This is a genomic window from Rhodococcus sp. PSi06, assembly GCF_054960675.1.
This window is the reverse complement of sequence record NZ_JBHNYO010000002.1, coordinates 456,936-480,530: the sequence shown is the minus strand read 5'-3', so window position 1 is coordinate 480,530 and position 23,595 is coordinate 456,936. Positions and strand designations below refer to the sequence as shown.

The following is a 23,595-nucleotide window of genomic DNA, read 5'->3' as shown; positions in this document are numbered from 1 at the left end:
TGGTGCTTGCGGTTCAGATCTGGCTGTCGAAGTACGTGCCTGCCGTGTACTGGCTGACGGTGGTGGTGCTCAGTGTCACGGGAACGTTGTACACCGACATCCTCACCGACAGTCGTGGTGTTCCGTTGGCGGTGAGTATGTCGGTGTTCGCTGGGTTGTTGGCGGTGGTGTTCGGGGTGTGGTTCGTGCGGGAGCGGACTCTGTCGATCCACAGCATCGTGACCGTGCCCCGAGAGCTGTTCTACTGGTTGGCGATTCTGGTGACCTTCGCGCTCGGTACCGCGGCAGGCGATTGGACGCTGAGCATCACCGGATGGGGCCCGGGCACGTCGGTACTTCTGCCCGCCGGCCTGATCGTGGCGGTCGTCGTTGGATGGCGGCTCGGTGCGAACGCGGTGTTGGCGTTCTGGTTGGCCTACATTCTCACCCGTCCATTGGGTGCGAATCTCGGAGATTGGTTCGCCCAGCCCACCACCGAGCACGGTCTCGGGCTGGGCACATTCGTCACCAGCGTCGTGTTCCTGGTCGCGATTTTGGCCACGGTGCTGTACCTGACGAGAACGAAACGAGACGTGATCGGGAACCACCGCGTTGAGCCCGAACCGGTCGACACAGACACGCGCAGAGAGCGCACGATGCTGGTCTACTTCGCGGCAGTCGTGGTTGCCACCGCGGGACTGCTGTCGTGGGCGTCCGCGCAGCCACATACAGCGCCGGTAAGTGAGGCGGAGGGTTCGGGGGCTGCGATCACCGATCTCGCGCCGGGGGAGGCGATCGCACAGTTCCCGACTGAGCGCGTAGTCGAGCTCCGCTCGATCGTCGACGACACTGCCGCCGCCGTTCGGTCCGGTCAGCAGGACGAGGCGAACACTGCCGCGAAGAAGCTCGAAACGACCTGGGACGACGATCAACCCACGTTGCAGCCGCTCGATGCCGCGGGGTGGACCGCTCTCGACTCGCGTATCGATATCGTGCTCACCGCAATCCGCTCCAACACTCCCGACCCCGCCGCCGAGACCGCTGCACTGACGGACCTCGCAGCCGCCCTGCAGTGACGCAGCCACGCGTTGCGGTGTACCCGAGTGCTGTGACGACCGGCGATCATGACCTGGACCGACCGCAATGCCCGGCAGCCGCAGCCAGCTCAGCCGTACGGGTCACGCTGCGGCGCATGAACGAGGCGGTGGCGTTCGTACGTGAGACCGTGCTGCGTGCGCCGGCGACTGCAGTGTTCGTGGCCGCGATGTGGGCGGCAGGGTTTGCCACCGGGAGTGTGGGGCACGGTCCTGGGCGGCCGGTGCTGACTCAGGTCGGTGTCGGGAGCGAGTCCTTGCAGCAGGGCCGTGTGTGGACCCTGCTCTCGGCTGGTCTCTGGGCACCGAGTCTGGCCCACCTAGATCGTGGGGGTCGTCATGGTTTCCACGGTCTCGATGAGCACCTTGTGGCGATGGCGGGTGCGGGTGGTGATGGTGACCTTGTTGATCACCCTGGTTCTGTTCGGTGGCCACCTGCAGGACGTCATCCGGCTCATGGCCGCGTCGACCGGGTTGCTTCTGGGACCTCTTCTGCTCGGCCGGGCTCCGCGGCGGCAACCGGTGGCAGGTACCCAACGCGAGGGTCGGTTGCTGGTTGCGCTCGTGGTGGCGGCCAGTGCGATCGGTCCCATCCTTGCGGCACTGCCTCCCAGTGCGATCGGCCCGTTCGCCGGCTTGAAAGATGTGTTCGGTGGATCCGAGGCCACGGTCGGTGACGTCCGGCACTGTGCTCGGCGGGAGGGGACCCGCGGGAATGCCGGGAAGGTCTCGCTGCGTCCGGCTTTCCGGGTTCGGTCCCCCAATGCTGGCGATCATGCCGACCGTATTCGTGTTGGCGGTGGCGGACGGTCTGCGGCGTGGCCGGCGCGGAGCCTGGTGGACAGCAGTGACCGCCCAAGGCATCCTGATCTGGTTCGCCGTTCTGAACATGGTGTTGCGCTATATCGACAGTGTCACAACGGGTTCGGTGTTCTACGGCCTAGACGAGACCTCGCAGATCGCGAGGTCTGCCATACCGGTAGCGACCCCGATCGTGATCTTGGCGCTGCTGCTGTGGTCTCGGGGGTTGTTCAACGGGGCGGCGCCGCCTGGATCGTATCGGCGGTTCGGCTACGAGGCAGATCAAGGAGGTATCCGGGCAGCGAAATTTCCGCCGCACAATGTCAGTAGCGAAAACCTGCCCATCCGACGCCGAAATGCGCAAATAGGATCAGGCTCGCAGTTGCACTTTCCTGCTGACTCGAGGGTGATGCGGGTTCGCGACGAATGATTCTCGTTGTCGCAAGTCCACGCAGAGCGTCGATCTTCAAGACGCTCTCCGTCCACCCGATACCGTGGCTGTCCGACACCGATCAGGACTGTCCGGTGTCGGAGGATCGGCGGTAGTTCGGTGTCACGAGAGTGTCACAAGTCGGTACGTTCGCGCATGGACCGGTTCGGACGTTGATGTACGAAAAGTGTTGCAAATAAACAAATATAGGGTCCATTGAAGTTCATGCGAATCCACTTCTAGGGACTTAAAATCCGCACAGTGTCGGTTCGAGTTCCACTGGGGGCACCGGAGTCCATATGGATCCAGATTTGTGGACCAGGACAGTGCTTTCGGGTGTTAGCGTTGACCAGATTTATCGAGCGGCCGATTTGAGCTGGTTGATGCGATCGACCGATCGACCCGTCGTGGTAGAACAGCGAGCGGTACCAAGCTCATTCACTGGCCGACAAAACCGAGGTTGCGATCCGACGCAAAGAGCACGAATCTATCCTCGCCGCATGTACGGCCAGAGACCCGGGCGGCGCGGTACACGCGCTGAAGGAACATCTGCTATCGACGGTCCAGGGGATCAACCCCGAGATAGCGACCCTCATTCGCGACAAGCTCACCGCCCAGAGTCACTGACCCCCTGGAGTATTCTGCGGCGATGTCGGAAGGCTCCACAGCGAAAACTTGGCGACCCAATCGGGGAGTGAGATCTACTCCCCGAGTGCCCTCAGCGCCCGGAGGTGCACTGCTGCCCACGAGCGGTAGGGCTTCCATGCCTCGGTGATCTGGTCGATCGTGCGTTCAGAGCCGTAGCGTTTGGTGATTTCGTCCTTCAAATGGCCCTCGTTACGCGGCAGCACATCGGGGAAGTTCGCCCCGCGAATCACCACGAGCTCGGCCGAGAACGGTCCCATCCCCAGAATGCGCTGCACCTGCACGAGCGCATAGGTCGGCTGCAACGAGCGCAGGTAAGAGCCGGACAGCTGGCCGTCGAGAGCGGCCTCGGCGACCGCGTGCAGGTACTCGGCCTTGCGTCCGGGCAAATCGAGTGACGCCGCAAGCAGGGTGGCCGGAGCCGGGAATGCTCCGTCGTCGCCGAGTTGCTGCGTGAGCCGCGTCTTGATTGCCGCCGCCTGCCGTATCGCCAGGCGTTGCGTCAGCACCGACCACGCGGCCGCTTCGTAGGGGGAGTAGAAGCCGCAGGGCCGGAACCCGCTCAGCTGAGCCTGTGCATCGGCAATGACCTCATCGCGCCCCCCGACGTCGGGCCAGCCGCGTCCGTCGATGTCTATCGAGAGCAGCCGACGAACCTGCTCGGTTGCGGCTTCCAGCTCGCCCGGGCCCTCGACGATGATGCGGGCAGACGGCCCGTCCTGGGTGATGACGGCATCGACTCGCTGCCAGTCGGTATCGCAGAGAAAAGCGGTGTGGATGCCCGCGGCCTGAGTCTGTGTTGCGAGTCTGTTCGGGGTGAAGCCCTCCCAGAATTGCTTGCTGGTGGCGAGCGACCAAGGCCCGACAATGTCGTGAACCGTCTCGAGTCGAGTCATGGATCAATCCTTGTCGCGCTGGGTGATGGCATAGCCGTCGGGGTTGGCGTAGGTGAACGCGGAAGCGGAAGGAGCACATGGTTGGGCTATCTGACCCAAGTTGCTGCCAGTGCATTGCGGGCCGGGACAGAGGTCGTACTGCGTGCGCTCGGGATGAGTTACCCACTACTCGATCCTCGATATGCTCGCTCGGCCCAACTTGAATCACTCCGCGAAGATCGGGTTCGTTTGCTCCGGCCGTCGATGCAAGGCGCGCTATGCGGTCCGGTCACTTCGGCGAGGCAACTGGCCGAGTCGGTCGAGTGCTACCGACTTGATCAATCGCTCTTTCCTTGACTCCAGACCGTTCGGCTGTGTGGCCAGCATCGTGAGAACGCGCTCGAAAAACGCGTGCGAGGTGATGCCGAACTCGACAAGGATGTCTTCGTCCCTCCCTCCGCCGTAGGGACTCCACCGCAACGCGAAGTCCAGCATTGCTCGTGAAACTTCTGATTCTGCTGCCACGGTAAGTCACTCCCTCTTACTGAGCAGATTGATGGAGATCGGGGGATGTAGTTTCGTGCTGCTCTGTCAGGAGCGTCGATCGAGCGTGCGCAATTGCGTTGTCACTAACGAATTGTCATGTCCGCGTCACCTTCCCATTGGCACGACATGCATGCCGCATAAACGCTGGTGATGCTATCGGTCGGTGTCACTGCCCGCCGCACCACTTCTGCTTGGCAGCGGTTACCGCACGATGGGCATCGCCGAGTGAAGTCGACCTCAGGGATTTGCCGGTATGTGGGCACAACGTTTCAGCTCCTCGTGGGTCCCGACCCAGTGCGGAATTTCATGTCGGCGCATGTTTCCCATACCGTTCGTCAACGGCTGCAGATGAAGCGCGATGTGGACTTTGTCAGGCGGGCAACTCGTTGAATCCGCAAACGCCTGCTGCAGAGTGTTTCGATGCTCAGAGGACGACGACCGATCGGAGGACTTGACCCGTGTGCATGCGGTGGAAGGCGTGTTCGATGTCGCTGAGTCCGATGCGTTCGGTGACGAACTTTTCCAGCGGGAGTCGACCTTGCATGTGCAGGTCCACCAGGGTGGGGAAATCACGTTCGGGGAGGCAGTCGCCGTACCAGGAGGACTTCAGTGATCCTCCGTGGGAGAAGAAGTCGATCATCGGCATCTCGACGCGCATGTCGGGGGTGGGGACGCCGACGAGTACGACAGTGCCGGCGAGATCGCGACTGTAGAAGGCCTGTTTCCAGGTCTCCGGGCGTCCGACGGCGTCAATGACGACGTCGGCACCGTGTCCACCGGTGAGGTTCTTTACTGCGTCGATTGGCTCGACGAGCGAGGCATTGACGGTGTGGGTGGCACCGAGTTCTGTTGCCCAAGCAAGTTTTGTATCGTCGCGGTCGATCGCAACGATGATCGACGCTCCGGCCAAAGCTGCCCCGGCGATGGCGGCGTCGCCTACTCCGCCGCAGCCGATGACGGCAACGGAGTCTCCGCGGCCGATGTTGCCGGTGTTCATTGCGGCTCCGAGCCCGGCCATGACGCCGCAGCCCAGGAGTCCGACGACGGCGGGGTCGGCGGTCGGGTCGACCTTGGTGCACTGTCCTTCGTGGACGAGGGTCTTGTCGGCGAACGAGCCGATTCCCAGGGCGGGGGTGAGTTCGGTGCCGTCGGTGAGGGTCATCTTCTGTGAGGCATTGTGGGTGTCGAAGCAGTACCAGGGGCGGCCGCGCTTGCAGGCGCGACACTCTCCGCACACCGCGCGCCAGTTCAGGACCACGAAATCGCCGACCGAAACGTGGGTGACAGCGTCACCGATGGTGTCGACGATGCCGGCGGCTTCGTGGCCGAGCAAGAACGGGAATTCGTCGTTGATGCCGCCCTCGCGGTAGGTGAGGTCGGTGTGGCACACCCCGCAGGCTTGGATTTTGACGATGACGTCGTGGGGGCCGGGGTCGGGGATGACGATGTCGACGAGCTCGACTTCGGCGTCCTTACTACGGGCGATGACACCCTTGCACCTGGTGCTCATGAATCTCCTTGGTCGGTGAACGACCTGTTCACAGTCGATCGACATTGCTGGTGGTCTACTGCGCAGGCTTGTGAGCCAGCGTCTCGTCCATATTTTTCGATGGTGCTTTTGTACTTGGGTGGTGGATTAGCGAAATAGACGACTCAGCCCTTGGATGCTGCGAGGTCGAGCGCGATGTCGGTGATGAGGTCTTCTTGTCCGCCGACGAGTCCGCGTTCACCGACGGCGAGGAGGATCGCTCGGGTGTCGAGTCCGTACTGCTTCGCTGCAGCCTCTGCGTGACGGAGGAAGCTGGAGTAGACCCCGGCGTATCCGAGGGTCAGTGTTTCGCGGTCGACCTGAACAGGCCTGTCCTGCAACGGGCGAACGATGTCGTCGGCCGCGTCCTGCAACCCGAACAAATCACAATTGTGCTTCCATCCGTGCAGGTCGGCGACGGCGATGAACGGCTCGATCGGGCAGTTACCGGCACCGGCACCGTGACCGGCGAGAGATGCGTCGACTCTGGTGACTCCCTCTTCGACCGCTACAACAGAGTTGGCGACCGACAGCGACAGATTTTGGTGCGCGTGGATACCGATCTGGGTGTCGGCGTCGAGGACATCCCGGTAGGCGCGCACGCGGTCGCGGACACCGTTCATCGTCAACCGACCGCCCGAGTCGGTGACGTACACGCAGTGTGCGCCATACGATTCCATCAACTTCGCCTGCGCAGCAAGCTGTTCGGGCTCGGCGAGATGGGACATCATCAAAAATCCGGACACGTCCATACCGAGTTCGCGGGCTTTGCCGATGTGCTGGGCGGAGACGTCGGCTTCGGTGCAGTGCGTCGCCACTCGGACCGAAGTGACACCGAGCTTGAAGGCGTGCTCGAGCTCTTTCACCGTCCCCACCCCGGGGAGGAGCAGGGTGGTCAGTTTGGCTCGGTGCACCACCGAGGCTGCAGCTTCGATCCACTCCCAGTCGGTGTTGCTGCCGGGCCCGTAGGTCAGGCTGTGGCCGGCGAGGCCGTCACCGTGTGTGACCTCGATGGCGTCGACGCCTGCGCTGTCGAGGGCGCTGGCGATGCGGGCGACGTTGTCGGGACTGATGCGGTGCCGCATCGCGTGCATGCCGTCGCGCAGGGTGACGTCCTGGATGTACAGGGCGGCACCGTCTGTGGCGTTCGGGCGCTTCGTGGTTTCGGTCATCGTGCCGCCTCCAAGGACTTGTTCTCTGCGATCTTCTCTGCGACCTGTAGGGCGGCGGAGGTCATGATGTCGAGGTTGCCGGCGTACGCGGGCAGGTAGTGCGCGGCACCTTCGACTTCGAGGAACACCGAGACCTTCCACAGGCCAGGCCCCTTGTCGACGCCGCCGGTCAAGGTGGCGACGGATTCGGCGTCGTCGAGTTGGGTGAATTGCACTTCCTGCTTGAGCCGGTAGCCGGGGACATAGGCCGCGACCTTGGCAACCATGTCCAGAACGGATCGACGGATGGCGTCCTGATCGGGGTTCGATACCAGCGCGAGAACCGTGTCGCGCATGATCACCGGCGGCTCGGCCGGGTTGAGGACGATGATGGCTTTGCCTCGGGCCGCTCCGCCGACTTTTTCGATTGCCTCGGAGGTGGTTTCGGTGAACTCGTCGATGTTTGCGCGGGTGCCGGGGCCAGCCGATTTCGAGGCGATCGAGGCGACGATCTCGGCGTAATGGACCGGTGTCACGGCCGAGATCGCGGCGACGATCGGGATGGTCGCCTGTCCACCGCAGGTCACCATGTTCACATCGGGCGCACCCAGATGCTCGTCGAGGTTGACTGCGGGGACGACGTACGGTCCGATCGCGGCAGGAGTGAGGTCGATCAGCCGCTTGTTGTGGGGCCGCAGGGCTTCTTCGTTGGCGACATGCGCTGTGGCCGAGGTCGAGTCGAAGATGATGTCGATGTCGGCGAAGTCGGGGTGATCGATCAGGCCCTGCACTCCCGAGTCCACGGTGCTGATACCCAGGCGGCGTGCTCGTGCGAGACCGTCGGAGGCAGGGTCGATTCCGACCAGCACCGCGATTTCGACGTTCGTGGCTACACGCTTCAACTTGATGACGAGGTCGGTGCCGATGTTGCCGGATCCGATCACCGCTACTTTGGTCTTGCTCATGATGTCCTTCGATTCTGGGTGGGGGTTCGTCCGTCGTCGATCACGCGGTGAATGTCGCTGTGACGTCGCCGATTCCGGATATGGATGCGGTGTACGTCGAGCCAGGTGTCACAGCAACCATCGGACCCAAGGCACCGGAGAGGATCACTTCACCGGCACGCAGCGGTGATCCGTAGGACAGGCTGGTGTTGGCCAACCACACCAGCGCCGCCCAGGGGCTACCCAGGCAATCCGAGCCCTTACCGGCAGAAACCTGTTCACCGTCCGCGGTCATGGTCATGGTGACGTCGGCGAGGTCGGGTGCGTCGGCGCGAGAGATGCTCTTCCCCAACACGTACAGGCCCGACGATGCGTTGTCGGCGACTGTGTCGGCCAAGCTGATATCCCAGCCCGTGATCCGGCTGTCGACGATCTCGAACGATGCGAACACCCGGTCGACGAACGATGGCGCTTGTGCTGCGCTGATCTTCTCGTCGATGTCGGAGGACAGGATGAATGCGATCTCGGCTTCGATGCGCGGTTGCAGCAGCCGGGCAGAATCGACGGGGCCGTCACCGGAGACATCGAAATCGTCGAGCAGCACTCCGAAGTCGGGTTGATCGACCCCGAGCTGTTTCTGCACGGCGGGAGAGGTCAGCCCGATCTTTCGGCCGACGACGGTGCGACCGGCTGCAAGGAGTGCGTCGATGTTGCGTGATTGGATACGGTAGGCGGCGTCGATGTCGTCGCGTCCGATGAGGTCCCGGACCGGAGCACACGGCGTGGCCGTCGTGGCGGCTTCGGCCAGACGGTCGGCCGCTTCGCTGATCGTATGTTGTTCGACGGTGGTCATGTAATTCACGCTATTCTCACTCGGTCATCGTGGATAGGATTCGTCCCATGAAACGGGACGACATGTCGGTGTTACAGCGTTCGGCGTTGATCTTGGAGGCATTTCCCGGGGGCTGTGCTCTGACGCTTGCCGAGGTGTCCACTCGCACCGGATTGCCTCGTTCGACGACGCACCGTCTATTGGTCGACCTGGCGGAATTGGGTTGGATCATCCGTGTTGGTAGAACATTCGAGCTTGGAATGTCGCTGTTCGAGCTAGGTGAGCGAGTCGGTCTCAAATACCGCCTTCGCACCGCTGCGCTGCCGTTCATGCAAGATCTGTTCGCGGTGACCGAACAAACCGTGCACCTCGCGGTACGCGACGGTCACGACGCTGTGTACGTGGAAAAGATTCACGGTCACTCTTCACTTCCATTGCCCTCTCAGATCGGTGGCCGATTACCGCTTACGTGCACTGCCGTCGGGAAGGCGCTATTGGCATCGGAGGACCCTGCGGTGCAGAACGAGATTTTCGCCCGTCCATTCCGACGCTTCACCCCGCATTCGATTACCGACGCTCGAGTTCTTTCCAGGGAGCTCGATTCGATACGACGTACGGGTGTCGCCATCGAGCGTGAGGAAGCTGCCCTCGGTGGTTGCTGCCTTGCTGCACCAATACTTGTCTCGAAGAAGGCTGTTGCCGCAATCTCGGTATCGGTTCCCAAGGCGAGCTTCAATCCCGAACTGCTGGCCCCCGCTGTCCGGACTGCCACTTTGGCCTTGGGGCGATCGATTGCACGTGCCTCTGCCGAGTGACTCCCGAGTTCGGCTTGCACGGCGTGACCTCGCTGGGAGTCGCCGCGAGCAACGCCGAATCGGCTTGATTCGAGTGGCAGAAGAATGATGAGTGCCCGCGTTAAGGGCGTTCTTCGATGTCGCTCCAGGGGTACGCTCGCTATGTGGACGAACCCCGCTTGCTGGATGGTCGGCTGAAGATCAAACACTTGTTACTTGTGGACGCGGTGACAAGATTGGGCACAGTTGTAGGGGCGGCCGGATTCCTGCACATCACGCAGCCCGTAGCCACTCGGAGCCTACATGAGCTGGAATCGATTCTCGGTGTGACGTTGTATGAGCGTGGCCCTCGGGGAGTGCGCCCAACGATTTATGGTCAGGCCTTCACGCAGCATGCAAGGGCGGTGCTCGCCCAGCTCGTCCAAGCGCAGAAACACATCGCAGAACTCGCCGATGCCGATCGTGGAACCGTGGTTGTGGGTTCACATCTAGCTGGATCAAATATATTGCTGCCCAGAGCTATTGCAACACTCAAGACCGAACGTCCGCAACTGACAGTAATCGTACGTGAAGGCACACCGGAAGTATTGCTAGCCGAACTCGAAGCTGGGAAAGTAGATCTAATCGTCGGCAGACTGACATCTCATTCCGACTCGCGGGTCATCCGTATTACTCTTTACAGTGAATCAGTACGACTGGTCACTCGTGTCGACCATCCGTTGACAGAATTGAAGGAAGTCAAATTCTCGGATACCGCAGGCTACCCATGGATCTTTCCCGGCGTCGAGACTGCACTCCGTAGCGAGCTGGAAGAGTTCTTCGCACGGAACGATATGCAACTGCCAACAAATCGTGTCGATGCAACGTCATTCCTGACAGTGAGGCAACTCCTGCTGGAAACGGATATGGTTGCGGCCTTGCCGAGCCTCATTCCTCGTGCTGATACGCGCCTGACTACACTTCCAGTCACATTGGATCAGATATCACACAGAGTGGGTTTGACTCTGGCAGTCAATCGTCCGCTCAACCCTTCCGCTGATGCTTTGGTGGCTCGATTGCATAAGACAGCCGACGACATTGCCAGCCCCCGGCTCGAAAGCTGATTCCGCTTCGATCAGCTACTTGGATGCACGAGCCTGTTGTCCACGAATTAAGCGCAACACGTAACTCGATCGTCACCGATCGAGATCGGTGGGGAACGATTCAGCGGTGTTCTTTCAGCCCAGAAATCTCAGACCAGGCCGAGGAAACGTTCAGCGTTTCCTCTCGCAATCATGTGACGCCCGGACTCGGTCAGAAACTCGCTCTTGCGCACCACCTCACCGACCGGACGTTCGCCGAGGGGATACGGGTAGTCGCTGCCCACCATCACTCGGTCCACTCCGATTGTGTCGACCAACAGCCGCAACGCACGCTCGTCGAAGACGACTGAGTCCACGTAAAATCTCCCTACGTAATGCGAGGGCGGAAATTCCGATGTACCGATGATGTCGTTCCGCCCATGCCAAGCGTTCTCCATCCGGCCCAACCAGAACGCGAAAGACCCTCCACCGTGGGCAAAGCCGATCTTGAGACGGTCGTCGATCCTGTCGAACACACCTCCCAGAATCAGCGCAAGTATCGACAGGTGCGTTTCGGCCGGCATCGCGGTGAGCCACTGCGCCATCCACCGATCCAGACGCGGAGAGCTGGCCATGTCCCATGGGTGCACGAAGACTGGCACGTCCAGCGACACACAGTGCTGCAGGAACGTCACCACGCCGTCGCTGTCGAGATCCAGGTCGCCGACATGATTACCGATCTCGACCCCGCGGTGCCCGTTCGCAACGCAGCGCTCCAGTTCACGGCACGCGGCATCGGTGTCTTGTAAAGGCACCTGGCAGAAAGGGATCAACCGATCAGTTGCCGGCTCGACGATGTCCAATGCGAGGTCATTGAAGATCCGAGCAATGCGACTCGCCTGCTCGCCGCTTCGACCGTAATTGAAAAACGCGGGCGTCGGCGATACGACCTGCGTATGGACGCCATCGGCGTCCATGTCGCGAAGCCGCACCTCGGCATCCCATGCATCGGACTGAATACGTCGAAACTCTCTGGTTCCCATCATGATCATGGCTTCGGTTTCGGACTCGACCCTCAACCAAGGTGCTTGCGCCCCCGCATCGTCGGTCAAGTCCGGCCACCCGTTGGGAACGTAGTGGGTGTGGATATCGATCAGGTTGGTCATGTGTTCAGCCCTTACCGGGATGGAGCGTGCCGCACTTGTCACACGTACGAGCCTCGTCGCTCTCGTAGAACTTGACGAAGACCGGTGGCAGGTCGGACACGATGTCGCGTACCTGAAGTTCGACCTCGTGAATTTTGTGATGACATTCCAGGCAATACCACTGGAACTTCTCGAGGGTGCCTTCTCTGCGGACACGTTCGATGACAAGGCCGATCGAGCCCACGGTAGGGCGCTGTGGCGAGTGAGGGACATTTCCGGGCAGCAACCAGGTTTCCCCTTCACTGATGTCGACACGACGGGGGCCGTCGTCCGTCATGAGGTTGACGTGTATGTCGCCTTCGAGCTGGTAGAACCATTCCTCGTAGGGGTCGAGGTGGTAGTCGGTCCGCTGATTGGGGCCACCGACGACCTGCACGATGAAGTCGTCGCCCAACGCCATCGTTTGATTGTTGACAGGCGGCTGCAAGAGGTGGCGATTCTCGTTGATCCACTTGGTGAAGTCGATGACTGGAGGAATTGTGGTCATGATGGGGTCTCCAATTCTGGGCGCTTCGCGGCGGGCACGTAGGCCACGCCGGAAATTTCGATGAGCAAGTGCGGGTGCGGGAGTTGGTGAACCGCCACAGTCGTTCTGGTCGGACCGTCCTCGTCGAACCACTCGGCGTACACCTCGTTGTATCCACCGAAGTCGTTCATCGACACAAGGTACGAAGTGACCTGAACCAGATCACTGAGAACCCCGCCCACTTCCGCGAGGATCGACTCGATATTTTCGATAACAGCGCGGGTCTGCTCGCGAATGTCGAGCGCTGTCGTCCCGAGCTCATCGACCTCGACGCCGGCAAAGGTGTTGTCGCGCCGCCGCGAACTGGTGCCGGACACATAGACGAAGTCACCGACCACCTTCACATGTGGAAACTTTCCGCGAGGTTTTGCCATCTTCTCGATGACCTGCGCGCCGCTCATTGCCTCACACCGATCACTGTGACGGTTCCGAGGCCATCGATGCTGCACTGCGCGACGCCCTCGTCCAGTCGCACAGCTGCCGTGGCAGCGCCGGCCAAAATGACATTGCCGGCGCGCAATGGAATTCGGCGCCGCCGAGCGATGTCGAGCAACGCATGGAGAGCGCGTGCTGGATCTCCCAGAATCGCTGACGTGGAACCCAGAATCGTCTCGCCTCCGACTTCCATACGGACGGAACGATCAGCGACGTTCTGCAACGGTAGCCAGGGCCCGATCACGTACCCCGCAGCACTGGTGTTGTCAGCGACGACATCGGTGTAGGTGAAGCGGAAGTCGCGGTAACGCGAGTCGATGATTTCCATTGCCGGAGCCACCGCGTCGACGCAGGTTTCGATGTCGACGTTCGGGTCGTCGATATCGACGTCTGTCGTCAGCCGGTATGCCACTTCGGGTTCGATCTTAGGATGAATGAATTCCGATAGGTCCACTTCGCCGCCGTCATCCACGCACATCGCGTCGGTCAGCTGACCGACGATGACCTCGGAGACGCCCATCTGGGCCATCTTCGCCTCGCTCGTGAAGCCGAGCTTGATGCCCACAATCGATTCACCACGCTCGGTGCGTCGTCCGAGGAGCTCGTTTTGGATCCTGTAGGCCTGGTCGATATCAATCGTGTGATCGTCGGCGAGGCTCGGGGTGTCGATTATTCGCCGTTGAGCGTCGTCGAGGCGACGTGCAAGCGTGGTTTCGGTGTTTTCCAGGGCTGTCATGACGCCTCGCTCATTTCTGCACATTTTCTACGGCTTGGATCTTCATAGTTGTACGCAGACATTCGTGGGTTCGGTGTAGAAGTGCAGCGAGGACTCGCCACCTTCACGTCCGATGCCCGACAACCCCATACCGCCGAACGGTGATCTCAGTTCGCGTGTGAACCATGTGTTCACCCAGGAGATTCCAACGTTCATCCTCTGCGCGACGCGGTGACCGCGACGCAGGTCGTTGGTCCAGACGGAGGCTGCCAGACCGTACTCGGTGTCGTTCGCCAGACCGATCGCTTCGGCTTCCGTCTCGAACGGAATGAGCGCCGCGACGGGTCCGAAAATTTCCTCGCGAACGGTGCGATCGTTGTTCGTCAGGCCTGTCCACAGAGTGGGTTCGATCCAGGATCCGCCCGACAGATTCTGTCCAAGATTTGGAATACTTCCGCCGGTAAGCACTTTCGCGCCTTCTTGCTCAGCGATCTCGAAGTAGTTCAGGACCTTTTTCCGGTGCGCCTGCGAAATCAGCGGACCCGTGGTCGTAGTATCGAGCGCCGGGTCGCCGAGATTCAGTGCTGCAGCCCGTTCCACGAGCCCGCCGGCGATGTCATCGAAGATGCTTCGCTGTACGTATACCCGCTCGGTGCACAGACAGACCTGGCCGGTATTGGCAAACACCGATTTGGTGAGGCCGGTCAGTGCTTCCTCGATATCCACGTCGTCGAACACAATGGCAGCGTTCTTGCCGCCGAGTTCGAACGAGACGGGACGAACACGCGGCGCAACGGTTTTCATGACGCTCGACCCTGTTGCCGAGGACCCCGTGAAGGTGACTCCGTCGATGCCGTGGTGTGTGGTCAGAAACTCCCCAGCGGAGTTCCCGCCGAAGCCATGTACGACGTTGTAGACGCCGCGAGGCAGCCCGACTTCTTCGAGCACCTCTGCGAGCAGGGACGCCGTCGCCGGCGTTTCCTCGGAGGGCTTGACTACCACGGAATTCCCACACGCCAGAGCTGGCGCAACCTTCCAGGTCAGCAGAAGCAGTGGCAAATTCCACGGAACGATCACTGCGACTACACCGAGCGGCTTACGGATCGCATAGTTCAGCGCCTGTTTACCCCCGGCGAGGTCGGTGACGAAAGATTCTTGGCCGGCGGCGGCGACGACGTCGGCAAAGGTTCGGAAGTTCGTCAGGGCACGCGCCACGTCGAGTTCTCGTGCCTGTGTGATCGGCTTGCCGGTGTCCGCCATTTCTGCGGCCACGAACTCCTCGAACCGCTCCTCGATCCGATCGGCGGCACGCCGTAGCAGTGCAGTTCGCTCTCGCACAGGAGTGTCGGACCAACCGTTGTCCAGGGCACGTCTGGCGGAAGTCACGGCCCGGTCGACCAAAGCTTTGTCGGCCTCGTGGACCCGTCCGAGCACGCGACCCGTTGCAGGGTCGACCTGATCGAAGCTCGAAGCCTCATCAGGTTCGACATAGGAGCCGTCGACGTAATTGCGAATCCAACCGTCACATTTTGAGGCCATGGTCAACTAGTTTCCGCTCTGTCACGTGTTGAGAATCATCGCTTGTGTCGAGATTTGCTGGCGCTGCCCGGAACGTAGGTGCATGCAGGGCAGTCGTTCTCGCCATTCCCATGTTTCGATGCCGGCTCAGCGCCTTGTGGCGTGACGGCGTCGAGATCGGTCCGAGTTGATTCAATATTGATACCTGCAATATGTTTTGACCAATGCAACTTTCTGTTGCGCCTATTCCAATCCTGGTATGTCAGCCGAGACTGTCATTGACAGCGTGCTCGCTGGTAGGTCTTCTCGATCCATGTCGCCATCGCAAGCCGGAGTTGCTCGCGAGTCGACCAACGCTGGCGGTCCAGCTCGTTCTTCTGCACGAGTGCGAGGAACGACTCCATCGTGGCATTGTCACCGCACGCCCCGGCCCCCATGGAACCTCGTAACCCTCTGCGCCAAAGGGAATGTATGAACTTTCTGGATCGGAACCGGCTACCTTGGTCCGAGTCTACGATCGTCCCCGCTGAGCCTCGATGCGCCACAACAATATTGAATACGCCCATCGCCAACGAGGCTTTCGGTCTGTAGTCGATCGAGTAGCGGAAGATCCTGTTCGACCACGCGTCCTTGATCGCGCAGAGATGCAGTTCAGCTCTGTCGGTGCGGTGTTCGGTGACGAGAGTCAGCCGCATCTCGTCCGCGGCCTGTGCGGTGAACTGACGGTCGACGAGGTCGTCGTGGGCCGGCCTTCCCGTTGAGACCTCGCTTCTTCGACAACCGACCAGATGCGTTCTTGTGAGCACAACCGCGCCACCCGGTTCTCGCTGCCGGTGAGTCCACTGGCGAGTGAGAACACTGATGAATCGTGCTGAACCCAGTCAGGACGCGAGAGTTCGAGACGGGCTCAGGCCGAATTCTGCGCGATACAACTGTGAAAATCGGCCGAGGTGAAAGAATCCCCATCTGGTCGCAACCTCGGTGACGCTGGTGCCGTCGGGAGCAGCGTCGAGTAAATCGGCGTGTGCTCGTGCCAGGCGTGCTCTGCGCAGTTCCTCGAGCGGAGTTGTTCCACGTTCACGTCGAAAGGCGGTTTGAAGTGTCCGCGGACCCACGCCCACTCTGCTTGCCAATTCCGCAACTTTCCAGGGGTATTCGGGCTGTTCGCTGATCAGGTCCAGTGCGCAACGGACGGTCCGAGACGTCAGTGCGGTCTGCGTCGGTCGGGGTGACTGCGTGGAGGTGTTCGGTTGCGCTGCAAGAAGTCCAGTCACAATAACCTGTTCGAAGTGGCTCGCGGCCAGGGGTGAGGAAAGGATGCCGGTTTCCCGTTCGGCCTCGTCACAGGCAAGGTGGACGATTCTCATCCAGCTCGCCATCGCGGGTGAGTTCATGTCCACCAGTGGGTGGAACACGACAGACTCGGACGAAGCGCCGGGGTCCGCCTGCGCGGCAGACTGTATTGCGTCGCGCGGGATGTGCACGAGAAGCTGCTCGCACTCGGCGGACCATTCCATGTCGACGTGCAGGGTCGGTGACGGTAAGGAAGCGAACCGTCGGTCGGATTGCACGACGGTATCGCCGACCCGAACTCGCGCGGTGCCGTTGAGTGGAATCTGCACGAGGTAGAAGGACTCGAAGGCACCAGGGATGATGCGCACGTCCTGTCCATAGCGGAGATAGTTGATGCCGACCCCGCCGACGGAGGCCGCGTTGTGTACTACCGACAGGGTGCCTCGACGGGACCCGGCCGTCAGACGATGCGGACAGAACGCTCGGCCGATCGACGAGCGCGCCTCGTCGAGGTCGGCTGTGGCGAGCACCGGATGACGGCGAAGCAGAGCGGGCATGATGGTCCACACCTTCCGTGGCAGTGTGACCTCCATCATAGACAAGCAATGTTGCGTCTGTGTATCGATCGTCGAAAATCGACGATATCTTTGTCGTCCTTCGGCGTCGACATTTCGGTTCGGTCGCGCCACGCCGAGCTGCGTCGCTGCACGGCGCAACTGACGCAGTGTCATCGTCTCGGCAACAATTTCTCGATTGCGCCGCGGATGCGATGTACACCGAGTGAGCGACGAGACGGCGTGAGTAGTTGCTGAGCAACCAGGTGACCCGAGCCGCCCCCGAGGCCTGGTCCGGGGTGTGTGAATGCACCGATGTGGAACAAGCCGTCGATTCCGGTTCGGTGGCCCGTGCCGGTGCCGGGACGCCCGAGCAGTGATTGGTCGATTTCGGCCGCACCGCCGTAGGGATCGCCTGCGACGGCGTTGGCGTTCGCAGCCGTCAGCGCTGTCGGCGAAATGGAGTACGAATCCAACACGGTCGAGCGCAGGCCCGGTGCGTAACGTTCGATCGAGTCCAGGACCCGATCGACGTATGCCGCCGTCGTGCCGGTACTCCACGTACCGTCCGTCGAAATCGTGCCCGCGGCATCACCTTTCGGCGTGAACGGTAGTTCCTGAAGTTGCACCCACAGGGTGGCCTTGCCCGCGGGAGCCCGGCTCGGATCAAGTACGCATTGTTGGCCGACCACGATCGTGGGAGCTGCGGGAAGCAGACCTGATTCGGCTTGTGCGCAGGCGATTCCGGTGCTGGACGCCCCGTTTCCGATGTGTACCAGCGGCACCTCGTCCAGTCGCGAATCGGACCACCGAACGGGACGGTCCAGCGCGAAATGCAGTTGCATCGCAGCCCGGCCCGGACGATGCCGATCGGCCGCACGCCTGCCCGCAGCAGGAACGGCCGCTGGATCGAGCAGCTTGTGGTAGAGCCTGGGGGTTGCCGTCGACGACAGTACGGCCCGTGTTGCCGACAGTCTCTCGTCGGCCAGATGTACGGCAACGGCGCGACCGGATCGAACCTCGATGTTCTGCACGGATTCACCGAGTATCACCGTCACTCCGCGCTCATCGAGCACGCGCGCGAATGCGGTCACGAAGTTGTCCGCGCCGCCGGTCACCACAGGGAGCCCGGCGGCGTGCATGGTGAAGGCCATGATCGGCAGCATCAGCCCGCCGGTCGCATGGTCGGGCGACAGGCCGGCATGCAGTAGCCACGGAGACCAGAGGTGATCGGCCTCGAAACCACGAAAGCGCTCACGGATCAGCGCGCGCCCGCTCTGCGCCGAGACGCGCAACATATCGATGCTGCCGTCCACGCCGAGTGCGCGCGCCATCGATGCACCAAGTCGAGCGAGATCGAACGGCCGCAGTTCCGAGCCCAAGGCGCCGAACACATGCGGCGACCAGGACTCCAGCTGGGCTAGCATCGCTGCGTACGCCACGCGATCCTGCGCGTACTCGAAGCTGTCGGCAGTCTGCATCGGGTCTCGATGTGCTACTGCAACACCGTGATCCGACACCGCGCCCGTGACAGCTCCGTCGGTGTTGGAATAGGTGAGGCCATGACGGTGCAGGTCATCACCGAGCGTCGCGTACGCGCCACCGGTGACGAACAAGGGGTGCCACGAACTGAAGGTGTCGTGTACGAAACCGGGACGCGTCGACGAATCCGAGGCGATGAACCCGCCCAACTTCTCGCGCTCGTCGACCAACGCGACCGACCATCCCGCGCCGGCTAGCTCTGCGGCAGCGACCATTCCGTTGATTCCTGCACCGACCACAATGGCGTCGAACGTGCGAGTGGTCACCCGTGGATCCGCTTCTTCAGTGTCTGCACGATTCCACGGTAGTCACTCGGGTTCACCGGACACAGCCATTGCTTCGCCCTTGTCAGCATCGATACGTTGATGCCGATGTCGTTCAGCGTTTCATCGATGTTGTGCACCGAGAATGGGATGATGTTGGTTCCACGTGCGTGGTTACCGTTGGTACGCTCGCGCATCCAGGCGAGGCGTTTCGCAACTGTCGCCCGCATCTCGTCATCCGACGGAAGTGTGTGATTGCCGCCGAGCAGTGAACCGATCCACAGCGCGGACGTCTCTGCCGACAGCGGCGAGAAGAACGAGGAGTTGTACCCGGCGAAACTCAGATCCGGCACCCCGACGGGGTGGATCTGCTGATGCAGAACGTAGTCACCGTTGGCATCGGTGAACCGACGCAGCACATCTGGGGACAGGAACGGGATGTTCTGCTTCCAACCGGTAGCTGCGAGCACGACATCCGCCCGGATCACCGTACCGTCGGACAATTCGGCCTGCGGGTATCCGTCCTTCTCCAGCAGACGCACGATAGTGGTCTCGCGGCACACGTCGATCGACCCGTCGGCGATTCCCTCGAAGAATCCCTCCGACACGAGGGAGACCGTCGACCGTGCGATGTCGGCGAACGTACCCTGCGGGATCAGACCGAGCTTCTCGAGTCCGAGCTGTTTGGTGGTGACGCTTCCGACGCTGGACACCATCGAGTCGGCGATCGTCGAATCGGCTGCGTGGAGCACTCTTTCGACGCCGTTCACGGAGTGGTAACGAAACAGGCCCTCGCCGAGTCGAGTCAACATGATGAACTTGTAGTTGACGACGTTACGAATTTTCCGGGGCAACTTCCACAGCAGTTCGCGTGCGACCACGGTGGTAGAGGCCGCGACTTTCGACACCTCGACGGTGATGTCGCACGCGGACTTGCCGTATCCGACGATGATTGCGTTCTTGCCGTCCACCTGATCCAGGCTGTGTAGGTCCCCCGCGGGGAAGATCTGGCCTCCGGCCGCGAGGAAGACGTCTGCACCCTCGAAGGCCGGAACGAAAGGTTCGGAGAAGATGCCGCTGGCGAGAATCAGATGGTCGACGTGCTCGGTGTTGGTGATCGGCTCGTCTCCGTGAACCGCTGCATCCGTACGCTTCGTGGTGACGTCCCAGCCACCGGTGGGGGTCGGGGAGGCGTCGATCACCTCGGTGTCACAGTGCACGCGATCCATCAGATCGAAGGTGCGAGCGTAGTTTTCGAGGTACGACTGGACTTGCTGGCCGGATGGCCATTCAGGGTAGTGCTTCGGCATCGGCATCTCGGACAACGCATAGGTGCCCTTGTTGTTCTGCGTCTTCAGTCCTGGGTAGCGACGCGTTGCGCTCCACACGCCACCGACGTCGGGGGCCTTTTCGTACACGACGACGTCGTGCCCCAATTCGCTCAGTACGCGAGCCGAGGACAGTCCGGCGAACCCGGCACCGACGATCGCGATGGTCTTGCCGGGATGGATGCGGTGAACGCTCATGAGGGATCCTGTTCGGCGAGAAGGGGAATGGCTGGAGTGGCTTGCTCAGGGCCCATCGCGGAGTACCCGCCGTCAGCAGCCCAATCGGCTCCGGTGACGACCGAGGCCGCATCGGACGCGAGGAATGCGACGACATTGCCTACTTCGCTGGGGTCACCGACACGTCCGGTGAGGTGGAACGGCGCGGCAACCCGATCGGTCTTGACCCGGTCGCCGCCGGAAAGGTTGTCCATGATTGCGGACCACGTCCAGCCCGGGCTGACCGAGTTGACTCGAATCCCGTCGGGGGCAAGGTCCATGGCCATCGATCGGGTGAGCTGTGCTATCGCAGCCTTACCCGCTGGGTACACCCACCGACCGGTCTGCGCGACCGAGCTCGAGATCGACGTGAAGTTCACGACGGACGCGTGTCGGCTCGCCTTCAGGTGGGGGTGTGCTGCCTGTACCAGCGCAACCATGCTCACGACGTTGACGTTCAAAGCCGTGAGCCAATCCGCACGCGTGGTCGCGAAACCGTCGTCGATGTATACCGCCGCCAGGTTGACCACGATGTCGAGGCCGCCGTGCTCGGCGACTGTGTCTGCGACGAGAGCCGCCAATGCCGCATCGTCGGTGACGTCGACTCGGCGAAAGGTGACCGCGGAACTCGATGCTTCTCGTGCGACGAGTCTTCCGTTCTCTTCGTCGATGTCGGCGATGACGACGGACGCGCCGTGATCGGCGAGCACCTGTACGACTCCGCGCCCGAGCAGCGTGGCTCCGCCGGTGACGATGGCCGTGCGTCCTGTCAGGTCTGCAGTTGTCACGGTGGCCTCCCTTGCGATTGGAGAGCCACAACTCGCGGGCCCTCGGTAGCGAGGGACATTACGGAGACCGAAGGGGCTGGAATATCCGAAAAGCGCAGGGATAGTCCCGATGACGCACCGATCGCCAGAGCCGTGCCTACGTGCCATGGGCACGGACACATCCGGCGACCGTGAGAAGCAATCTTCACCGTGCCGGGCGTCCACGGTCCGTCCAGCGCACGCAGAATGCGATCGCACAGGCGACGGTCGGTAAGTCGCGGAATGTACTGGGAGCGTTGCTGCGGCTGTCGTTGCGGGCTGTCGGCTCCGCCGTCGACGTAGAATCCGCGCGTCGCCTCTGCACGGGTTTGACGGTCACCAGTGTATTCGATCGTCTTGCAAGAAATGAAACTGAAATGTACGCGGTGGAACGGAACCCCTTCGTAGAAGGCCGCGGTGTCGGGGTTCTCGCTCGCCGACCGAGGCCGTCGGTCAAGGTTTCAGGTGTGGAACCTGAGCAGAGCGGCCCATCAGCTGGCTTCTTCATCCCCCAGAGGGTGCGGTTGGCGTAACGAATCTATGTGTCGCCGGCCAATCGTTCTCGGAAGAGAAAAGCCTCTCCGTCCGAGTAGTGGCTGTTCACGCTCAGGTGCTCGGCAAAGCGCGCGTCGCCGAATGCAGCTGTCGGGTCGGCGGCGGAACGCCATTGCACATACTCGACTATACGATCGCTCCGGAGGTCGCGAAAGAAGCTTGCCGAAACGAAGCCGTTCAAATTCTTGATGTGGTCGCGTGTTTCGCTCTCGTTGTACTCGCCGACCCATCCTTGTTTGCCGCTGACGGGTGTCATTTTGATGACCTCGGTCGCCAACCCGGTTTGATGACCCGAGGCCTCGATGGGAGTGACGTCGTTTGCCGTCACCGTGGCGCTGAACTGATAGATGCCTTCGTCTATGAAGAGTTCTTCATCGACCTGGTTCTCGCGTTGCGTGCGATCCAGTTCTGCGGAAAACGCGTCGGCGTCGCTGCTACTGCGCCAGAAAGTAAACCCCATGAGAAGTTCGATTTCGGGGGTGGAGGGCGGGCCGAGCGCCCGGCCCTGGCCGAGCCAGATCGCTCCGCCGAACCCTGTCAGCGGTCGCGCGAGCGCGTCGGTGGAGCTGACGACGCCAGTCCACCGTGTCGCTTGCTCGCGCGAGGTTGCATCTGCACTGACTACAACGACGAAGGGGAACTTATCGAAGCTGACGGCGTCCACCTCAATCACCTAGGCCTTTTGCCGGCACGACACCATAGTCACGGTCGTCGAGCAGCCCAGCAGTGACTTCGAGCTCGATGTCGATCCGATTGCCCGCCAAGACGCCCTGTCGATCCAGCGGAACAGGGAAGCGGACTCCGAAGTCCTGACGATTCACCTGCCCTTCAGCACGAAATCGAACGTTGTAACGCACGTCGGCATCGCGCTCGAACCGAAGCTGCGTCACCGCCAACGTTACCGGGCGGGTAACGCCGCGAACGGTGAGAGAGCCGTGGACTCGAACTTCGTTGCCACTGGGTTCGATCGAGGTCGAAGTGTAGGTAATGGCTGGGTGGTTATTCGCATCGAACGGGTCCTTGGCGAGCGTTCCCTCATCGCGTTTGGCATTGAAAGTATCCATCGACCGCACTTGGACGCTTGCCTGGACGGCAGTCTGGGTGACATCGGGACGAGTGACGATCTGGCCGTCGAACTCGGTGAACACACCGTGCACTTTCTTCGCGATCAAGTGGCTGATCGAAAACTTGACCGCACTTCGCTGTGGATCTATCACCCACGTGCCCGTCATGTAATCGCCGGATACTTGCGTCATGTCTTTCTAGCCTCCAAGTCGTGTATTACGAATGTACGTCTGTCGCATCCGAGCGTGTCGATCGCTGGACCCGAGTAATTGTCGGCAGCCCGGAGACTGCTGAGCATCCGCCCTCGAGAGTGCTCGTACAGCAATCTCATCTGCCCTGAGATGGCGGGAGGGTCGCCGCTCGCGTCGATACGCGTCCTAAGGACGGATCAAGCGATCCTCGGGAATCACTGCTACCGCTGTGATTTCGATCAGAGCATCCGCTTGCCACAGGCCCGTGGTTCCGATTCCGGCCATCGCCGGATAGACAGGCCCGGCGAGTTCGCGCCACACGAGTCCGATCTCCCGACCGTGCGCCTGATAGTCGGGAATGTCGGTGAGAAAAATCGTGATATTCACCAGGTCTTCGGGCTGTCCACCCGATGCGGCCAACGTGGTCAAAACATTCGAGAAGGACTGGCGAAATTGTTCCACTATCCCGCCGGGCACGATGTTCATGTCCTTGTCGAGAGCTGTCTGCCCACCAAGGTAGAGCGTGTTCCCTGCCAGCGTCCCGTGGGAGAACCCTTTGGGTGTCGGCAGTTGGGGCGGATTGACGGTGTAGTGGGCCATGAATGGTCCTTCCCGAGGGTCGTCGGAACTGTTGGTTGAGAACAAGTATTGCGCACTTTCGACGATCGTGCAAAACTCAATACACGATCAGTCGGAAGGATTT

General features: G+C 61.4%; 22 protein-coding genes and 2 pseudogenes. 5 read left to right on the top strand and 19 right to left on the bottom strand.

Features of this window, described 5'->3' with window-relative positions:
* The 3 genes and pseudogenes from ACFI9K_RS04645 to ACFI9K_RS04635 form a co-directional block, all read left to right on the top strand.
* The coding region (locus ACFI9K_RS04645) for a COG4705 family protein (RefSeq protein ID WP_462662447.1) at positions 1-1,055 on the top strand (1,055 nt) is incomplete at its 5' end.
* 793 nt (positions 1,056-1,848) lie between these two features.
* On the top strand, positions 1,849-2,304 hold the full coding sequence (locus tag ACFI9K_RS04640; protein ID WP_462662446.1) for a hypothetical protein: 456 nt from the start codon (positions 1,849-1,851) through the stop codon (positions 2,302-2,304).
* A gap of 432 nt (positions 2,305-2,736) precedes the next feature.
* A pseudogene (locus ACFI9K_RS04635) lies at positions 2,737-2,931 on the top strand (hypothetical protein); the annotation flags it as partial.
* 74 nt (positions 2,932-3,005) lie between these two features.
* On the opposite strand, the gene ACFI9K_RS04630 reads toward ACFI9K_RS04635, so the two are convergent.
* The 6 genes from ACFI9K_RS04630 to ACFI9K_RS04605 all read right to left on the bottom strand — a co-directional run bounded on the left by ACFI9K_RS04630 (position 3,006) and on the right by ACFI9K_RS04605 (position 8,846).
* Positions 3,006-3,845: a DNA-3-methyladenine glycosylase family protein gene (locus ACFI9K_RS04630; protein ID WP_462662445.1), complete on the bottom strand. Its 840-nt coding sequence runs from the start codon at positions 3,843-3,845 to the stop codon at positions 3,006-3,008.
* 255 nt (positions 3,846-4,100) lie between these two features.
* Positions 4,101-4,349 carry a DUF3263 domain-containing protein gene (locus ACFI9K_RS04625; RefSeq protein ID WP_462662444.1) on the bottom strand — a complete coding sequence of 83 codons (249 nt, stop codon included), beginning with the start codon at positions 4,347-4,349 and terminating at the stop codon, positions 4,101-4,103.
* 445 nt (positions 4,350-4,794) lie between these two features.
* The gene (locus tag ACFI9K_RS04620; protein ID WP_462662443.1) at positions 4,795-5,880 is read right to left on the bottom strand and encodes an S-(hydroxymethyl)mycothiol dehydrogenase; all 1,086 of its coding nucleotides are present in this window, start codon (positions 5,878-5,880) and stop codon (positions 4,795-4,797) included.
* 143 nt (positions 5,881-6,023) lie between these two features.
* Positions 6,024-7,070 carry a 4-hydroxy-2-oxovalerate aldolase gene (gene dmpG, locus ACFI9K_RS04615; protein ID WP_462662442.1) on the bottom strand — a complete coding sequence of 349 codons (1,047 nt, stop codon included), beginning with the start codon at positions 7,068-7,070 and terminating at the stop codon, positions 6,024-6,026.
* Positions 7,067-8,014, bottom strand: coding sequence for an acetaldehyde dehydrogenase (acetylating) (locus tag ACFI9K_RS04610; RefSeq protein WP_462662441.1), 948 nt, complete (start codon positions 8,012-8,014; stop codon positions 7,067-7,069). The genes dmpG and ACFI9K_RS04610 overlap by 4 nt, the downstream gene beginning before the upstream one ends.
* 40 nt (positions 8,015-8,054) lie before the next feature.
* Positions 8,055-8,846 (bottom strand): 2-keto-4-pentenoate hydratase, encoded by a 792-nt coding sequence (locus ACFI9K_RS04605; protein ID WP_462662440.1) that lies wholly within the window; start codon positions 8,844-8,846, stop codon positions 8,055-8,057.
* A gap of 47 nt (positions 8,847-8,893) precedes the next feature.
* Here ACFI9K_RS04605 and ACFI9K_RS04600 point away from each other — a divergent pair, with 47 nt between their 5' ends.
* Both ACFI9K_RS04600 and ACFI9K_RS04595 read left to right on the top strand, forming a co-directional pair.
* Positions 8,894-9,640, top strand: a complete 747-nt coding sequence (locus ACFI9K_RS04600; protein ID WP_462662439.1) for an IclR family transcriptional regulator — start codon at positions 8,894-8,896, stop codon at positions 9,638-9,640.
* Between the two features lie 143 nt (positions 9,641-9,783).
* Complete coding sequence (locus ACFI9K_RS04595) at positions 9,784-10,722, top strand: LysR substrate-binding domain-containing protein (RefSeq protein ID WP_462662438.1); 939 nt, start codon at positions 9,784-9,786, stop codon at positions 10,720-10,722.
* Positions 10,723-10,850: 128 nt separating this feature from the next.
* Here the strand turns inward: ACFI9K_RS04595 and ACFI9K_RS04590 are convergent, their stop codons facing one another.
* From ACFI9K_RS04590 to ACFI9K_RS04530, 13 genes and pseudogenes are all read right to left on the bottom strand, one after another.
* Entirely contained in the window at positions 10,851-11,846 is a 996-nt protein-coding gene (locus ACFI9K_RS04590; RefSeq protein WP_462662437.1) for an amidohydrolase family protein, read from the bottom strand.
* A 4-nt stretch (positions 11,847-11,850) separates the two neighbouring features.
* Positions 11,851-12,372, bottom strand: coding sequence for a 3-hydroxyanthranilate 3,4-dioxygenase (locus tag ACFI9K_RS04585; RefSeq protein WP_462662436.1), 522 nt, complete (start codon positions 12,370-12,372; stop codon positions 11,851-11,853).
* A complete protein-coding gene (locus ACFI9K_RS04580; RefSeq protein ID WP_462662435.1) occupies positions 12,369-12,812 on the bottom strand; it encodes a RidA family protein in 444 nt (147 codons plus the stop codon). The genes ACFI9K_RS04585 and ACFI9K_RS04580 overlap by 4 nt, the downstream gene beginning before the upstream one ends.
* Positions 12,809-13,582, bottom strand: coding sequence for a 2-keto-4-pentenoate hydratase (locus ACFI9K_RS04575; protein WP_462662434.1), 774 nt, complete (start codon positions 13,580-13,582; stop codon positions 12,809-12,811). Before ACFI9K_RS04575 ends, ACFI9K_RS04580 begins: the two co-directional genes overlap by 4 nt.
* A gap of 42 nt (positions 13,583-13,624) precedes the next feature.
* Positions 13,625-15,100: a 2-hydroxymuconic semialdehyde dehydrogenase gene (locus tag ACFI9K_RS04570; RefSeq protein WP_462662433.1), complete on the bottom strand. Its 1,476-nt coding sequence runs from the start codon at positions 15,098-15,100 to the stop codon at positions 13,625-13,627.
* Positions 15,101-15,357: 257 nt separating this feature from the next.
* Positions 15,358-15,926 (bottom strand): annotated as a pseudogene (locus tag ACFI9K_RS04565) (transposase); the annotation flags it as partial.
* Between the two features lie 34 nt (positions 15,927-15,960).
* Positions 15,961-16,929, bottom strand: coding sequence for an AraC family transcriptional regulator (locus ACFI9K_RS04560; RefSeq protein WP_462662432.1), 969 nt, complete (start codon positions 16,927-16,929; stop codon positions 15,961-15,963).
* Between the two features lie 170 nt (positions 16,930-17,099).
* Positions 17,100-18,734: a phytoene desaturase family protein gene (locus ACFI9K_RS04555; RefSeq protein ID WP_462662431.1), complete on the bottom strand. Its 1,635-nt coding sequence runs from the start codon at positions 18,732-18,734 to the stop codon at positions 17,100-17,102.
* Positions 18,731-20,257: a flavin-containing monooxygenase gene (locus tag ACFI9K_RS04550; protein ID WP_462662430.1), complete on the bottom strand. Its 1,527-nt coding sequence runs from the start codon at positions 20,255-20,257 to the stop codon at positions 18,731-18,733. The genes ACFI9K_RS04555 and ACFI9K_RS04550 overlap by 4 nt, the downstream gene beginning before the upstream one ends.
* A complete protein-coding gene (locus ACFI9K_RS04545; protein WP_462662429.1) occupies positions 20,254-21,063 on the bottom strand; it encodes an SDR family oxidoreductase in 810 nt (269 codons plus the stop codon). The genes ACFI9K_RS04550 and ACFI9K_RS04545 overlap by 4 nt, the downstream gene beginning before the upstream one ends.
* A gap of 556 nt (positions 21,064-21,619) precedes the next feature.
* Positions 21,620-22,300, bottom strand: a complete 681-nt coding sequence (locus ACFI9K_RS04540; protein WP_462662428.1) for a hypothetical protein — start codon at positions 22,298-22,300, stop codon at positions 21,620-21,622.
* Position 22,301: 1 nt separating this feature from the next.
* Positions 22,302-22,892: a YceI family protein gene (locus ACFI9K_RS04535; protein ID WP_462662427.1), complete on the bottom strand. Its 591-nt coding sequence runs from the start codon at positions 22,890-22,892 to the stop codon at positions 22,302-22,304.
* A 186-nt stretch (positions 22,893-23,078) separates the two neighbouring features.
* Complete coding sequence (locus ACFI9K_RS04530; RefSeq protein ID WP_462662426.1) at positions 23,079-23,492, bottom strand: RidA family protein; 414 nt, start codon at positions 23,490-23,492, stop codon at positions 23,079-23,081.
* Between the last annotated feature and the right edge of the window lie 103 nt (positions 23,493-23,595).

Excerpts from the sequence above, each read along its gene's own strand:
- ACFI9K_RS04535 (WP_462662427.1), bottom strand. The coding sequence starts at position 22,892 with ATGACGCAAGTATCCGGCGATTACATGACGGGCACGTGGGTGATAGAT.
- ACFI9K_RS04620 (WP_462662443.1), bottom strand. The coding sequence starts at position 5,880 with ATGAGCACCAGGTGCAAGGGTGTCATCGCCCGTAGTAAGGACGCCGAA.
- ACFI9K_RS04550 (WP_462662430.1), bottom strand. The coding sequence starts at position 20,257 with ATGAGCGTTCACCGCATCCATCCCGGCAAGACCATCGCGATCGTCGGT.
- dmpG (WP_462662442.1), bottom strand. The coding sequence starts at position 7,070 with ATGACCGAAACCACGAAGCGCCCGAACGCCACAGACGGTGCCGCCCTG.
- ACFI9K_RS04585 (WP_462662436.1), bottom strand. The coding sequence starts at position 12,372 with ATGACCACAATTCCTCCAGTCATCGACTTCACCAAGTGGATCAACGAG.
- ACFI9K_RS04580 (WP_462662435.1), bottom strand. The coding sequence starts at position 12,812 with ATGAGCGGCGCGCAGGTCATCGAGAAGATGGCAAAACCTCGCGGAAAG.
- ACFI9K_RS04590 (WP_462662437.1), bottom strand. The coding sequence starts at position 11,846 with ATGACCAACCTGATCGATATCCACACCCACTACGTTCCCAACGGGTGG.
- ACFI9K_RS04640 (WP_462662446.1), top strand. The coding sequence starts at position 1,849 with ATGCCGACCGTATTCGTGTTGGCGGTGGCGGACGGTCTGCGGCGTGGC.
- ACFI9K_RS04605 (WP_462662440.1), bottom strand. The coding sequence starts at position 8,846 with ATGACCACCGTCGAACAACATACGATCAGCGAAGCGGCCGACCGTCTG.
- ACFI9K_RS04560 (WP_462662432.1), bottom strand. The coding sequence starts at position 16,929 with ATGCCCGCTCTGCTTCGCCGTCATCCGGTGCTCGCCACAGCCGACCTC.
- ACFI9K_RS04600 (WP_462662439.1), top strand. The coding sequence starts at position 8,894 with ATGAAACGGGACGACATGTCGGTGTTACAGCGTTCGGCGTTGATCTTG.
- ACFI9K_RS04530 (WP_462662426.1), bottom strand. The coding sequence starts at position 23,492 with ATGGCCCACTACACCGTCAATCCGCCCCAACTGCCGACACCCAAAGGG.
- ACFI9K_RS04575 (WP_462662434.1), bottom strand. The coding sequence starts at position 13,582 with ATGACAGCCCTGGAAAACACCGAAACCACGCTTGCACGTCGCCTCGAC.
- ACFI9K_RS04630 (WP_462662445.1), bottom strand. The coding sequence starts at position 3,845 with ATGACTCGACTCGAGACGGTTCACGACATTGTCGGGCCTTGGTCGCTC.
- ACFI9K_RS04570 (WP_462662433.1), bottom strand. The coding sequence starts at position 15,100 with ATGGCCTCAAAATGTGACGGTTGGATTCGCAATTACGTCGACGGCTCC.
- ACFI9K_RS04610 (WP_462662441.1), bottom strand. The coding sequence starts at position 8,014 with ATGAGCAAGACCAAAGTAGCGGTGATCGGATCCGGCAACATCGGCACC.